The organism is Fictibacillus sp. EA-CB0309, assembly GCF_055814265.1.
On sequence record NZ_CP169271.1, the window covers coordinates 2,036,531 to 2,050,714 of the forward strand.

General features: G+C 37.1%; 11 protein-coding genes, 1 pseudogene and 2 riboswitches. Of the genes and pseudogenes, 2 read left to right on the plus strand and 10 right to left on the minus strand.

Annotated features, from left to right (window positions below; all coding sequences use genetic code 11):
* Window positions 1–240 precede the first annotated feature (240 nt).
* Together ACEWFH_RS11420 and ACEWFH_RS11425 are read right to left on the minus strand one after the other, a co-directional pair.
* Complete coding sequence (locus ACEWFH_RS11420) at window positions 241–1,644, minus strand: aldehyde dehydrogenase (RefSeq protein WP_473724158.1); 1,404 nt, start codon at window positions 1,642–1,644, stop codon at window positions 241–243.
* A 159-nt stretch (window positions 1,645–1,803) separates the two neighbouring features.
* The gene (locus ACEWFH_RS11425) at window positions 1,804–2,736 is read right to left on the minus strand and encodes a LysR family transcriptional regulator (RefSeq protein WP_473724159.1); all 933 of its coding nucleotides are present in this window, start codon (window positions 2,734–2,736) and stop codon (window positions 1,804–1,806) included.
* A 61-nt stretch (window positions 2,737–2,797) separates the two neighbouring features.
* Between ACEWFH_RS11425 and ACEWFH_RS11430 the strand changes: the two are divergent.
* Window positions 2,798–4,083: pseudogene (locus ACEWFH_RS11430) on the plus strand (purine/pyrimidine permease).
* Between the two features lie 71 nt (window positions 4,084–4,154).
* On the opposite strand, the gene ACEWFH_RS11435 reads toward ACEWFH_RS11430, so the two are convergent.
* The gene (locus tag ACEWFH_RS11435) at window positions 4,155–4,580 is read right to left on the minus strand and encodes a VOC family protein (protein ID WP_473724160.1); all 426 of its coding nucleotides are present in this window, start codon (window positions 4,578–4,580) and stop codon (window positions 4,155–4,157) included.
* Window positions 4,581–4,754: 174 nt separating this feature from the next.
* Window positions 4,755–6,749, minus strand: a complete 1,995-nt coding sequence (locus ACEWFH_RS11440; RefSeq protein WP_473724161.1) for a bifunctional 2',3'-cyclic-nucleotide 2'-phosphodiesterase/3'-nucleotidase — start codon at window positions 6,747–6,749, stop codon at window positions 4,755–4,757.
* Window positions 6,750–6,964: 215 nt separating this feature from the next.
* Here ACEWFH_RS11440 and ACEWFH_RS11445 point away from each other — a divergent pair, with 215 nt between their 5' ends.
* A complete protein-coding gene (locus ACEWFH_RS11445) occupies window positions 6,965–7,195 on the plus strand; it encodes a hypothetical protein (RefSeq protein ID WP_473724162.1) in 231 nt (76 codons plus the stop codon).
* Here ACEWFH_RS11445 and ACEWFH_RS11450 read toward each other — a convergent pair.
* From ACEWFH_RS11450 to ACEWFH_RS11475, 6 genes are all read right to left on the minus strand, one after another.
* Window positions 7,177–8,481, minus strand: coding sequence for a nucleobase:cation symporter-2 family protein (locus ACEWFH_RS11450; protein WP_473724163.1), 1,305 nt, complete (start codon window positions 8,479–8,481; stop codon window positions 7,177–7,179). The genes ACEWFH_RS11445 and ACEWFH_RS11450 overlap by 19 nt on opposite strands.
* On the minus strand, window positions 8,478–9,068 hold the full coding sequence (locus ACEWFH_RS11455; RefSeq protein WP_473724164.1) for a xanthine phosphoribosyltransferase: 591 nt from the start codon (window positions 9,066–9,068) through the stop codon (window positions 8,478–8,480). The genes ACEWFH_RS11450 and ACEWFH_RS11455 overlap by 4 nt, the downstream gene beginning before the upstream one ends.
* A gap of 131 nt (window positions 9,069–9,199) precedes the next feature.
* A riboswitch (purine riboswitch) is annotated at window positions 9,200–9,301 on the minus strand.
* A gap of 28 nt (window positions 9,302–9,329) precedes the next feature.
* On the minus strand, window positions 9,330–10,742 hold the full coding sequence (locus tag ACEWFH_RS11460; RefSeq protein WP_473724165.1) for an amino acid permease: 1,413 nt from the start codon (window positions 10,740–10,742) through the stop codon (window positions 9,330–9,332).
* Window positions 10,743–10,828: 86 nt separating this feature from the next.
* Window positions 10,829–11,008: riboswitch (Lysine riboswitch) on the minus strand.
* Window positions 11,009–11,155: 147 nt separating this feature from the next.
* Window positions 11,156–11,821, minus strand: a complete 666-nt coding sequence (locus ACEWFH_RS11465; RefSeq protein WP_473724166.1) for a GDSL-type esterase/lipase family protein — start codon at window positions 11,819–11,821, stop codon at window positions 11,156–11,158.
* 146 nt (window positions 11,822–11,967) lie between these two features.
* Window positions 11,968–12,630 (minus strand): class D sortase, encoded by a 663-nt coding sequence (locus tag ACEWFH_RS11470; protein ID WP_473724167.1) that lies wholly within the window; start codon window positions 12,628–12,630, stop codon window positions 11,968–11,970.
* Entirely contained in the window at window positions 12,631–13,965 is a 1,335-nt protein-coding gene (locus ACEWFH_RS11475; RefSeq protein WP_473724168.1) for a processed acidic surface protein, read from the minus strand. It abuts the gene before it with no gap.
* Window positions 13,966–14,184 lie beyond the last annotated feature (219 nt).

Below are 14,184 nucleotides of genomic sequence, written 5' to 3' on the forward strand. Positions count from 1 at the left end.
AAAGACAGCATAATTCCTCTAAAAGGATTTATGCTTGTCTCCAATTTCCTGCATACTCTAATAATTAACTTATACAACATTAAACTAAAGAATGTAAGCGTTGTCAATCTTTTAACTAGTATTTCTGAAGTAAAACTACAGGTAACTTATGGAATGATAAGAGAGATAATTAATAAATTTTTGGCACTTTTGTATATAAAAGAGACGCTATCACAATGTGACAACGCCTCATACATGGAACTACTTCATAAACTTTTTAATCATCTTCAGACCATTCTCCGCATTCGGATAGCGGAAACTAAAGTCGAATTTGTTCGTCTGGTTTAGTACACTTTTGCTATGAGAAAATGCCACAAAGCTGGATTCCCCATGATAACTGCCAATCCCGCTCTCGCCTACTCCTCCAAATGGCAGATAAGGCGTTGCGATGTGCATTAACGTATCATTAATTGATCCGCCACCAAACGAAATGTTTCCTACTACTTTTTCTTCTATTTCTTTATTTGTAGTAAACAAATACAAAGCTAGTGGTTTAGGGCGACTCACGACAAATTCAATCACTTCATCAATATCCTCGTATTCCATGACCGGAAAGATTGGACCAAAGATTTCGTCGCTCATGACAGGAACAGATGAATCTGCGGGAACCATTAGCGTAGGTTCGATTTTTTCAGTTGCTTCGTCATAACCACCACCAAAAAGAATCTCCCCGTCTGATAAATAGCTTTTCAAACGATTAAAATGACGATCGTTCACAATTTTCCCGTATGCTTCATTCTGCAAAGGCTGTTCTCCATAAAACTCTTTAACCACTTCTTTAAATGTTTCGATAAATTCCTGACGTATATTCTTATGAAGGTACAAATAGTCTGGGGCAATGCACGTTTGGCCTGCGTTTGTAAATTTGCCAAATGCTATTCGTTTACAAGCAAGCTTAATATATGCTGTTTCATCAACAATACAAGGACTCTTACCGCCAAGTTCTAGTGTGATTGGAATGAGCCGCTTGCTTGCCGCTTCCATGACCACTTTCCCTACCGGTACACTTCCTGTAAAAAAGATATAGTCTAACGGTTGATCTAGTAAGATCTGGGTAGTTTCAACTCCGCCTTCTACAACAGCAATGTAGTCAGGGTGGTAATATTCTTTTATCAATGCGTCGATTAGCTTAGATGTATGTGGTGTTAGTTCTGATGGTTTTAGAATAGCTGTGTTTCCCGCTGCTATTGCGCCGATTAATGGAGCGAGCTGCAGCTGAAACGGATAGTTCCAAGGTGCAATGATGAGCGTAACGCCGTATGGCTCAGATATGGTATATCCTTTTGATCCGAAATGTGTTTTTGCTGTTTTAACTTTTTTCGGTTCCATCCACTTTTTAAGATGTTTTTGTGTATGGCGAATTTCTTCTAATAAAAAACCGATTTCTGTTGTATAAGCTTCGGTCTCTGATTTATTTAAGTCTGACTTTAATGCATGCAGAATCTTTGACTCGTTATTTCGAATCAGTTTGGAAAGATTGTTTAGAGCTTTCATACGGAATTCATAAGATCGTGTTCTCCCGCTTCTGAAATAAGTCCTTTGAGCTTGTATCAGCTGATCAATCGTTTCTTTTGACTCTTCTTCTATGGTGAATGAATGATTCAATAAGGACGCCTCCTATCACTTTATCCCATATTAAATTAAATGTTTAAACTTATTGACGCGTCATTTCAAATAACTATAATATGTTTACCTTAAACAATCAACGACTTTGTTTTAGTCTCGTTATTATAATATGTTTGTTAAAAATTATACTGTGGATGATTATTTAGTAAACAACTCTAAAAAGTTTCGAGCTGCTTTGGAAAGATAATGATCTTTTAACCAGATTAAGCCTGTTGAAGCTGTTAGTTCAGATTCGTTCACTTTCTTAAATTTTACATTATGATTCCTGTTTTGCTTTATGACCGTTTCAGGAACCAGAGCTGAGGCCACTCCACATTCTACCAATTGCAACATTACCATTATATCTGAACACTCAGCTATTATATTCGGGGTTATTTGAAGTTTGGAAAAAGCCTCTAATATACGATAGTGTATTCCTAATCCTGTTGTACTTGGAAGAATGAGCGGTGATTTGCTGATTTCTTTAAGGGAAATGACTTGGTCACCATGATATTCAGTTGGAGAAATATAATAAAAAGCCTCTTCACGTAATGGAAACATGTTAAAATCATCTATCTCTAAAGGTAAACGTATGATGGCAAGATCAATTGTTCTCTCTCTTACTAGCTGACACAGATGAGAAGATTCATTTTGTTGAATGGTATAAGTAATGGAAGGAAACTTCTCATGGAACTTTTGTAGAAAAGTTGGGAGTTCGTGTGAGGAGAAAGTATTAATTCCCAACTTTAATTTACCATTTACTCCGTTTCCAATCTCCCTTACCTCAGTTTTTGCCTCATCCATGATTTGTGTTACTTGCAAAGCATATTTGTATAACGCTTCGCCCGCTTGTGTAACTGTAATTTGCCTGCCATGTCTTTCTATTAATTTTGAGCCTATTTCTTCTTCCATCGCCCTAACATGCTGACTTAATGGAGGCTGAGAAATATGGAGTCGTTCAGCAGCAGCCGATATTTGTTTTTCCTCTACGATGGCTATAAAATACCGTAGTTGTCTTATATCCATAATTACAATTCCCTTCATAACTATATGAAAACATTTAGAAAAACTTAATTTATTTATATTTTTCATATAGATTAACTTCTTGTATCCTATTTTAGGTAAAGAATTCTATTTGTAAAAGGTGATTTTTATGAAAAGGCTCAAAATTAATAATAGCTTAAGCGTTCTTCAGTGGTTTATTTTCTTATTAGCAAATTCAGTTGCATTGCCTATTGTTATTGGAGGCGTATTTGGATTGTCAATTGAAGAGATCTCTGAACTGATGCAGCGGACTTTTTTAGTAGTAGGTTTGACATCGTTTTTACAAGTCTATCTGGGTCACCGGTATCCAATAGCAGACGGTCCTGCAGGATCTTGGGTGAGTGTTTTCGTAATATTGGCTGAGGTTGCGACTCAGCTCGGCCAAAACAAGATTGAGACGCTTCAATTGTTAGAAGGTAGCATGCTTGTTGCCGGTGTATTGTTATTCCTATTAGGTGTTACGGGATATGTTAATCGGATCCTATTTTTATTCACTCCACTTGTTACAGGAACTTTTCTGTTTATTCTAGCTCTTCAGCTAAGCGGCGTTTTTCTTGAGGGAATGTTGGATTTTGATAAACGTACAATGTCACCCGATTTTATTACAGCAACGTTATCAGTAGGCGTATTTATTCTAGTTCTTTTTCTTACAAACAAAGGTAAAGGATGGATAAAAAACTATGCTGTTTTTTTAGGGATATTAACTGGTTGGCTAATATATTTCCTTCTAGGAAAATCTGGCGCTTCAATTTCTGTTCAATCAGCATTCATTAAGTTGCCAGAGTTTTTTGCCTGGGGAGTGCCTAAGTTCAATGCAGGCATTATATTAACTGCGATCCTTTTTACTTTTATTTTGGTCTCAAATACGATCGCTGCTGTGTCGTCGGTAAAACAAGTCTTACCTGAGGATGAAGAAGAATTTGGAATGACGATTAAGCGTGGAACATGGATTGGTGGAGTCTCTCATGGGATAGCTTCTTTATTTTCGACTATAGGCGTTGTCCCGCTTCCGGTTTCCGCAGGATTTATAAAAATAACTGCACAAAGAAGCGTCAGACCGTTTATAGTGGCTTGCTTAGCCTTATCAGCCATTTCCCTATTTCCACCTATAGTTCATGTGTTAGCTCTACTCCCGCTCCAGTTGCAAGTGCAGCACTTCTTGCTTCTTTTGTGCAGATGATAGGCATAGCGTTTCAATCGATCTTAAGGGAAGAACTAGACCAAAGACGTTTAACCATCTTTGGCATAACAATGGTTGTCAGTATTGGAATTATGTTTCTACCCGCAACGACTTTTCAAACTCTGCCTGCTGTCATTCAAAATATATTGAGCAACGGATTATTAGTTGGAACGATAATGGTTATTCTACTTGAACAGTTTTGGAAAAAGGAATAACTATTTATGATGATGAGTAAACAATAAGGCCCCTCCTTGAAGAAAGAAGGGGTTAGTTTTTTAATTCAGATTTAGTCTTGTTTGATGGTAGAAACCTGCCATTCAACACCGTATTTATCTGTCACTTGACCGTACGAAGGGCTCCAGAACGTTTCTTGCAGAGGCATTGTTACTTTACCATCTTCTGAAAGCTTTTCGAACACTTTCTTTGCGTCATCAACCGTATCGATATGAATCGCAATACTTAATTGGTTTCCGAGGTTGTAAGGCATCCCAGGAAACGTATCTGAAAGCATCATTACTGTATCCCCTACTTTAAACTGGGCGTTCATCACACGATCCTTTGCTTCACTAGGTAGTGGATAATTCGGATCTTCTGGCATTTCTCCAAAAGTCTGCAGTGAAATTAGTTCGGCATTAAATGCATCTACATAAAATTGTACTGCTTCTTTTCCATTTCCGTTTGTAACTAAGTAAGGATTAACTGCTACAATCATTTTTTACACCTCATCGTCTCGTTTTTAGGGATACAGAACATTTGTTCGATTTTATCTTATCACGATTATGTAAGATGTGTCACTAAAATTTATATTTCTATCTTTAATAAGGATAAACCTTCTTTTATTAAAAAGAAAAAAGAGAACCTTATAGGCTCTCTTTTGCTTTTGTTCTTATTTTAAGTCAATACTATAAATCCCAAATCCGTCTACGTTTGTTTTGTTTAGGTATTTGATCTTGCTCTCTGCACTCGTATACTTTTGACCATTTGGTGAAGAAATAAACGTTACATTTACATTTGCATTGCCGGTAATCGGCGCAATTGACCAGTTGTTATCAGCTGTTGGTGTTATTTCTTTCATCTCTGTGATGTAATCCATTAAGATTTGACGGTTCTCATCGGCTGAATCTACAACATATTCACTGCCTTTTACGCCTGGGAAGTTTCCACCGCCGCCAGCTCTATAGTTGTTTGTGACGACAACAAAGTCTTGGTTAGGGTCGACCGCTTGTCCGTTGTATGTGAGGTTCATAATCCGACTGCTGTTAGGATTGATAACTGCACCGTTTTTATCATATTTGGCAGGCTTCGTTACGTCGATTTGATAGTTAACCCCGTCAATTACGTCAAAGTTATATACAGGAAAACCACCATCTAATAGCTCTTGCTCTTCTGTTTTGTTTGGATCGATTGTCTTGAATTTACCAGCGGACATTTCAAGCCATTCTTTTACAACAGATCCTTTTACTTTCAAAGCTTTTAGTGTGTTGTCGTATAGATAAAGATCTCCTGCGCTGCGGATTGTAAGTGGACCTTTTTGTATTTCAGTGTATTCACCAACACCGTTTCTTCCTGCTTTAAATGGTGCTCCTACAGAAAGGATTGGCAGGTCTTTATATTCGGGCTTATTTAAAGAGATGTATTTTTCTACATACCATTTTTGTGCGTTCGTTACGACTTGAACAGATGGATCGTCTTGAACAAGTGCAAAGAAGCTATAAATGTCATCAGTTGTTGTACCGATTGGTGTGTTTACATATTTAATGGTAGCATCGTGAACATCTTTTACGGCTTCAACTACTTTTTCATCAGGGGTAACTGTTTTTGCACTTCTTACTGAAGACTGAGATCCCACGATCTTCCAGCTGCCTTTTTCTTGTTGAAGGGTCAAGTCAATTAATCCAAGTGAACCTCCGCCATAACCTGCTTGTACAGCCGGTACGCCGTTAATCGTTCCTTTAGCATTATCCACTCCAGGAAGTACATTGCCGTTAGCATCTTTAAATAAAGCATCTAAGGATTTTTCATCGGCTGCTGGGAATATTTTATGTGTGTGTGAGAACGTAATGGCACTAATACCCTTAACTTTACTTAAAGAATAGATCACATCTTCTGTATTTGTGTCACTTCCGTTAAAACCAGAGTGAGCTTGTGCAATGATAAGATCTGCTCCTTTTTTCTTCATTTGAGGAACAAACTTTTCGGCACTTTCAATAATGTTCTTTGTGATGACTTTACCGTCTAGATGAGATTTATCCCACTCGTTAATTTGCGGAGGTACAAATCCGATATAACCAATTTTAAGAAGTTTTGGTCTGCCGTTTTCATCTTTAACCATTTTCTTAACAATTTTATAAGGCGTATATTTGTTAACATCATTGTTTGGGTTATTATCATGATCATCCACATAGACGTTTGCATTTACGAAAGGAAAATTAGCATCATCATATGTTTCATCCAAAAAGTTTAATCCGTAGTTGAATTCATGGTTTCCTAGAGTAGCCATATCGTATCCCATGAGATTCATAGCGGCAATAGCAGGGTGAACTTCACCTTCTTTTAATGGCTCAATTTTTGCTTTATATGTACCAAGCGGGGTACCTTGAATAAGGTCTCCATTGTCAACTAATATTGAGTTTTTGTTTTCTTTCCGAGCTTGCTTTACAAGAGTAGCTGTTTTGGCCAATCCTACAGTTTCAACAGCTGCGTTTTTGTAATAATCAAAGTTAATAAGATTCGTATGGATATCTGTCGTCTCCATGATTCTTAGATTAACTTTACCATCTTTTTTAGCTGGCATTTTTGCAATAGCATTTCCAGCTAAAGGTGAACTTAATAGACTTATTGCTAACGTAAGAGAAACTACTTTTTTGTGATTCATTTTCATGTCCCCTAACCCCTTTACAATAATTGAGGCTAACGTGTCTGGCCCCAAAATATAATACCATGTGCCGTTTATTAAAAGATAGAGAACATAGAGAAGAATCAGAAACTTTACACTAAATACATATTTTTTAATCATATAGACCTATTATATAATAGGAGAAAATTCATGTGTTTTGCATATTCATATGGTATATTATTCCTAAAGGGGATGTTGTTATGGCAAAATCGAAAGCAAGGAAATTGAGAGAAAAAATGATTCGTGAAGGTTCGCTTAACCCATTGGCAAATAGGAGCGCCTTCGCTACTGAGGAAATGTACAAAATCATGGCTACGAAGAAGACTAAGACAAAGAAAGAAAAATTAGATCAGAGTAAACATAAAAAGCGGCTATCATCTACTGGATACAGTGAGGATAACCGCTTTTATTATTATACAGCTTGCTTTTGACTTTTTTGTATTTGAGGGATATTCACCTTTTTAGCTTTTGCGTTAAACAGTAAGTTCAACAGAATAGCCATTAAGCTGCCTGACACGATTCCGTTCTCTGTTAAAATCTGTACACTTTCTGGAAGCTTGCTGAACAATTCTGGTTCTACCGTTACACCTAGCCCCATTCCGACTGAACAAGCTATGATTAAAAGGTTTTCTTGCTTTGCCAGGTTCACTTCACTAAGCATTTTGATACCTGAAGCAAATACCATACCAAACATCGCGACCATCGCTCCGCCCATAACCGGCGTTGGAATCAACGTTGTAAGTGCGGCAACTTTAGGAATTAAGCCAAGGAATACTAACATTCCTCCAGCTACATAGATTACCTGTTTTGTTTTTACTCCTGACAACTGGACAAGCCCGACGTTTTGAGAATACGTTGTGTATGGAAAGGCGTTAAAGATACCACCAAGAATAATAGCAAGACCTTCTCCTCTATACCCTTTTGTTAAGTCTTTAGGTGTCAGGTTGCGGTCGCATATTTTACCTAGTGCCATGAACACTCCAGTAGATTCAATCAAGCTTACGATTGCAACCAGGATCATGGTGATAATTGCTCCGACCTCAAATGTTGGAATCCCAAAGTAAAATGGCTTTGGCATGTGAACCCATGAAGCCTGCATAACTGGAGTAAAATCAACCAAACCCATAGATGCAGATGCAACTGTTCCTGCAATCAGACCAATCAGGATGGATACAGAACGAATGAATCCTTTAGAAAATCGAAAAAGAAGTAAGATGAAACCAAGTACTCCAAATGATAGGATGAGATTTTGTGGTGAACCAAAGTTTTCACTCCCTGCTCCACCTGCCATGTCTTTAATAGCAACCGGAATCAGTGTGATCCCGATAATCGTAACGACAGATCCTGTTACTATTGGAGGAAACAGCTTAAGTATTTTCCCGAAAGCACCCGCAAAAATCACCACGAACAGTCCTGCTGCAATAATAGCACCGTAGATCGCGCTTATTCCATATTGACCTCCGATTGCAATCATTGGACCTACGGCAGTAAACGTACAACCTAATACAACGGGTAAACCAACTCCAAAGAAGCGGTTTTGCCAGACTTGCAGCAGTGTTGCTAGTCCACATGTTAAAAGGTCGATTGCTACTAGATAGGCAAGCTGTTCAGGTGATAGTTTAAGTGCACCGCCAACGATCAAGGGAACAATTACCGCTCCAGCATACATCGCTAGAACATGTTGAATTCCTAGTGAGAATACTTTCCCTTTCTTCATGATGACATCACCTCGCTTTGAATAAAGGTAATTCCTTTTGGACTCATTTCTTTCACTCTTGCAATGGATTCTACTCGGTACCCTTTTTCCTCTAGTTTTTGTCGTCCCACTTGAAATGATTTTTCAATAACAATCCCGAACCCGGCAATGTGAGCATTCGCTTTTGTTACAATATCGGCAAGTCCGAGGGCCGCTTCTCCGTGTGCTAAGAAATCATCAATGATTAGAACTTTGTCACCAGATTGAAGGAATTTCTTCGCAACGGATATCTCATTTTTTTCTTGCTTTGTAAATGAATAAACCGAAGATGTCAGCAAGCCTTCAGTTAGTGTTAATGATTTCTTTTTGCGAGCGAAAACTACTGGAACTTGGAGTTCTAATCCTGCAAAAACGGCAGGTGCGATCCCTGAAGATTCAATCGTTACTATTTTTGTAATTCCAACTGCTTTATACCGATTTGCTATCTCAGTACCGATCTGCTTCATAAATTCAGGGTCGATTTGATGATTTAAAAACGAGTCAACCTTTAGCACAGATGAGGACAGTACAACACCCTCATCACAAATTTTCTTTTCTAAAAAATTCATTGGTCCACCTCTTAATCTATTTTTAAATAACAAAAAACCGGAGAACCGCTTCTCTCTGTTCGAGTGAAGCAATTCTCCGGTATAGAAAACGGAATAAAAATAACCCAATACAACCTTATTGTAAGGATGTTTGGAAAGTTTGCGTCACTCGTAGTCAAACCCTTAACGGGGGTTTGGTAGAAACTTGCAGGCCATATCCCTGCGATTATACGAGCTTATGAAGTTAACTCACATTATACGGTAAAGTGAAAAAAGAAAACCTCAATCAGAGGTTTTACTTTTTTTATCGGTATATTTATTAAAAATAGGATATACAACAAATCCTAAAAAGAACAAACCAATGCCTAATGTGAATGTTTTAGCATCCGCTGTCCCTGAAATAATAACCCAGCTTGAGTAGATGAATGCTAATAAAGCGATCGCTCCGTCTCTGGCCCGGGATCCTTTGATCTGATCATATGTTTCACCTTTATAAACAAGCTTTAAGAAGTAAACAGCTGATATCAGATACGGAATCAAATAGGCAAGTGTAGCTGAAGTTGTTAGGAACGTGTACGCTTCACCAATTGTCCCTGAAATCGTAGAGAAGATAAAGATTTGAGACATAATATTTGTAATAGCTAATGCGTTAACTGGACTTCCATTCTTATTAACCTTACCAAAGAAAGCTGGAAATACACCTGATTTAGCCGCTTGATAAGGAACTTCGGAACTTAACAGAATCCAACCAATCGTTGAACCAAATAACGAAATTACAGCCAATAGACCCATGAGAGATGCACCTGTATTTCCAATCAATGCTGATAATACATCGACAAATGGCTTGTCTGAAGCCATAAGCACTTCTCTTGGCAATACGTTCATCGTAAGTAACGTAGTGATCATGTAAATGCTAAGGGCAATAAGAAGACCAATAATCGTAGCTTTTTTAACATCTTTTTGAGAAGAAGCTCTTCCTGACAACACAACCGCTGATTCTATACCAACAAATGCCCATAACGTTGCAATAGCAGCCATGTTAATTTGACTTCCAAGTCCATGAGAAACACCTGCCTCATCGACTACTGGGAAGTAAGCATCAGCAAATAAGGTAGATTCAACCGCGAATAATGCAGCGACAATAAATAACATAAACCCGATCACTTTTGAAGCGGTCGCTACAAAGTTAAGCTTACCAGCTCCATTCATACTTTTAACTAGAATAAAATGAGTAAACCATAGCAATACCGTACAAACAATAAATGTGATCACTTTTCCAAGCTGTATTTCTTGGTTTAATACGGTTCCTACTACCTTTGAACTCTGCATCATTGGGAAAAAAGTTGATAAATACCCTGCGAAACTAGTGATAATTGCGACGTTGCTTATCCAGTTAGCTACCCAATATCCCCATACCATGCTGAATCCTGCAACATTTCCTGCTTTCGGATTTGAAAATAAGGCTCTTGCATAACTTTGCGGACCAGCTGTTAATTCTGGTTTTCTAATAGACAACGAACCAAAAACTAATGCGATCATTAAAACCCCAAAACCTGTAACGGCCCAAGCAGCGGTTACTCCCAATGGGCTTGCTGTTTGTGCTAATGTATTTGGAAGCATAAAGATACCTGACCCTACCATATTTCCAACAACAAACGCCGTCAGAAGCCATACACTCCAATTATTATTTTTCATGCTGTAATAACCTCCTGTTGATTTTACGCCAATAAAAAAACACGTATGGAAACAGCCCATACGTGTTATAATCAGCTTCCCACATAATCCCTCATAGCTCAACGCAGAAAATTCTGCGACAGTTCTGCACTTATTAAATGCAGCCCCAATGAATTTTTATAGTGGACAAAAACACATTTCGGCATCAATTCCTTTCAAACTGTTGTCATAAGCACCACTTGCCTCTAACAGTCCTACTCATAATTAATGCGACCTCTACCTCACCGAGATTAATGTGAGGACTTATATTTAATTAAATTATGTTCCGTTTTGAAGAATAACAGATTGTTCATGATGCGTCAATGGAATGTATTGACTATAAATCTATCTGTAATCAGAGCTTTGTCTAATTGTTTTATATACTCTTTTCCCGATTAATGCATACCCTTTTTCATTGGGATGAAGATGATCTGAGAAATAATCCCGCTTATTTTTATTGATAAAGAGATCATCCGTACGAATAAAAGCTGTATTTGTATTTTTTTAGTTATTTCAATTGTTGAAGCATTCCAATTTGATACCGCTTCGTTTACGACAGACATTGCACTCCATTTGACCTTGGGGTTATATATGCCCAAGATATAAATGGTCTTTGGGTGTTCCTTGTCTTGTACTTTTTTAATGATTTGGTTTAGATTTTCTTTATAAATTTCCTCGTTTGCAGAAAGCTCTTCTTTATTAAATTTCGTTAAACGATCTGTACTTTTTAATAAGTCGTTAGTCCCTATGTTAATAAAAATAAAATCAGAGCGTTTTGCTGTTTTAGCAATTTCAGGATTATCTAACCGCTTTAGTAAATCAGTGCTTGTATCATTAGGAACACCATAATCATGGACAACAAGCTGTGTTTTTAAATCATCTTCGTACCTTTTCTCTACATCTCCAATATATCCATTGTCACTTGTGTCGCCTAACCCGTATGCTAATGAATCCCCAAGAGCGGTGACTTCCATTTCATCTGAATTAAAATAGTACACAATAATAACTACACTTAATAAAATGATTAAACTAGCTACGATTACAAATGAGCTTTTCTTCATAGCTCTAACCACCGGCTTTCTAGTTGATTATTCTAAGTATGTATCAGATGGGAAAAGTTTAAGCCTAACCATTATCCTGTATCATTTTGTATGTATACCTGTTTTATAGAAATTTCAAACCAGAAGCTATTTTAATTAAAATTTATTTAAAAAGACAGCAGAAAATAAAAGTTCTGCTGTCTAGCCATTAAATTATTTTTTGAAATTAATTCAGCCACAAGAATATACCGTTCAGGTGACGCTCCAATAAAATTAAAAGGGTAGCAAGTTGAAACCGTTAATGTTGCTCTTGGTTTTGGAACAATTACTGTTCTGTCATCTTTACCAACGATGCGAACATTTTTTACTTGATACGTAAATGTTCCAGCTGATGTCTCAACGATCAAGAGATCACCTTTACCCACCTCTCCAAGTTTACGAAAAACGGTATCACGATGTCCTGATAAAACAGAATTATCATTCTCACCTGGTAAGACACTTTTAGCGAAATGGCCTACTCCTTGTTCTAATTCTTCTTCATCTGTTCCATGAAAGATTGGGAGTGAAGCATCCAGCTTTGGAATTATGAGATTACCAATGTTGTCGCCTTTTGCAGGTCTCTCAGGATATAGACTCTCCTTTTTAGGGACAGCTTGCTTTTGTGCAACAGACTTATCATAATCTTCTTTAGCTTCCATTTGTCCAGTTTTGAATATCAAATACCCTTTCATAAATGTAAAGGCATTTGTACTGCTAAACCAAACTCCAAACAAAATCAACGCAACGGATAATGTCAGAAGAATAATCCGAAGTTTACTTTTGTCCTTCATTTAAAACCCTTTTACTCTCATTCGTCTAAATAGTAAAATCCCTGCCGCTGCAAGTCCTAGTCCAAGTCCAACGTTCTCCATATGGTTGGTAGCAGTTTTAGGAAGTTCTCCGCCTTTTACTGTTTTTACAGGTGGTTTAGCCTTAGTTGGTGGTGCTGTAATGATTTTTTCAGCAGTTTGAATATCTTTACCTGTCTCTTGGATAATTTCAGAACCAAACATATCTGCTGTAATACGGATGTCTGCTAATAATTCACCACTCAAGTTGTAGATTTCCATGATTAAGTCATGACCATTTGTAGAATCCATCGTCATCAACGTGTCCATTGAAATGGGTTGTTTTTGTCCATCAACAACAAGATAATATTTTGTTTCAATTTGTAAAAGGTGTTTCATTTCAGAGAAAATTGAAAGTAGTTCAGCAACTTGTTCAGCAGAAAGTTCATCTGCAGTTTCGAAATCTTCAAATGCCATCATTCGTTCAGCAAGCAGCATCATTTGATCAAGGAAAGCTGGATCTTCCCAATTTAGTGTTTCTAAATGAGCAAAAAGCTTTTCCATCTCTTCGTCTGTTAAATCAATCTGTGTAAAGAGATCTGCTATTTCTTCATCCATGTAGTCATCGCCGTTTATATAAAAATCAACAGCCCACTCAAGATCTTCAATGTATTCGTAGCTTTCAAGTGAATCATCGTTTTCTTTTAATAAAGCTTCAAGTTCTTCTATGGAACCCAGGTTATAGTCTTTCAATAACTGCTGAAGGTTCTCGTCATTGATTGGAGTACCTACCCAATCGTCACCGTTAATATAGTAGTCTACAGATGACTCTAAATCTTCAATGTATTCATAGTTATCACGTGAATCATCATTTTCTGCTAATAATGCATCCAGTTCATCGATAGACTTGATGTTGTAGTCGTTTAATAGCCGTTGAAGATTTTCATCACTTATAGGTGTGCCGATAATAAAATCAACTTCTTCAAACAATTCTTCTTCAAAAATAACATACGTTCCTTCTAGAACATCTTGTCCTTCTTCAAGAAGACCGTAGTCAATTAAAAGTTCGTTAAGTTTTTCACGACTTATGTCAAACTCTTTTAACACAGCTTGCACGCCTTCTTCTGATAAAGGAGTACCTAATTCATCAACAGAGTAAAATTCCCTTAAAGTCCAATCTTTACTTTTTAAGTAAGCTTCATAATCTTTTGACGTCCAACCAATTTCTTGTAAGAAAGCTTTGTACTCTTTGTCATTTGCACTGATTGCAAATGCTGAAACTGGCAACATACCAAGGCTAATGGATATAGCCAGTAATAAGGATAATAACTTTTTCATTCTTGACCCCCAGAAAGTTGTTTTAAAATAATTTCTAGAAAATTATACTTCCAAAATCTTCTTTTGGATACAGGTTTTTTCTACCATTATTTTATTGTATTTGTATAATGTTCCATCACTGTTTTTATATCGAAAATGGGGGTTGAATACTGCTCTCTTTCAATAAAGTTCAATATTTCTTCATTGTAAAAACAACAAATATTGTTTACGATACTAGTA

Coding starts and splice junctions, on each gene's coding strand:
- ACEWFH_RS11445 (WP_473724162.1), top strand. CDS start 6,965: ATGGCAAAATCGAAAGCAAGGAAATTGAGAGAAAAAATGATTCGTGAA.
- ACEWFH_RS11440 (WP_473724161.1), bottom strand. CDS start 6,749: ATGAAAATGAATCACAAAAAAGTAGTTTCTCTTACGTTAGCAATAAGT.
- ACEWFH_RS11450 (WP_473724163.1), bottom strand. CDS start 8,481: ATGAAGAAAGGGAAAGTATTCTCACTAGGAATTCAACATGTTCTAGCG.
- ACEWFH_RS11470 (WP_473724167.1), bottom strand. CDS start 12,630: ATGAAGGACAAAAGTAAACTTCGGATTATTCTTCTGACATTATCCGTT.
- ACEWFH_RS11465 (WP_473724166.1), bottom strand. CDS start 11,821: ATGAAGAAAAGCTCATTTGTAATCGTAGCTAGTTTAATCATTTTATTA.
- ACEWFH_RS11455 (WP_473724164.1), bottom strand. CDS start 9,068: ATGAATTTTTTAGAAAAGAAAATTTGTGATGAGGGTGTTGTACTGTCC.
- ACEWFH_RS11475 (WP_473724168.1), bottom strand. CDS start 13,965: ATGAAAAAGTTATTATCCTTATTACTGGCTATATCCATTAGCCTTGGT.
- ACEWFH_RS11435 (WP_473724160.1), bottom strand. CDS start 4,580: ATGATTGTAGCAGTTAATCCTTACTTAGTTACAAACGGAAATGGAAAA.
- ACEWFH_RS11460 (WP_473724165.1), bottom strand. CDS start 10,742: ATGAAAAATAATAATTGGAGTGTATGGCTTCTGACGGCGTTTGTTGTT.
- ACEWFH_RS11425 (WP_473724159.1), bottom strand. CDS start 2,736: ATGAAAAATATAAATAAATTAAGTTTTTCTAAATGTTTTCATATAGTT.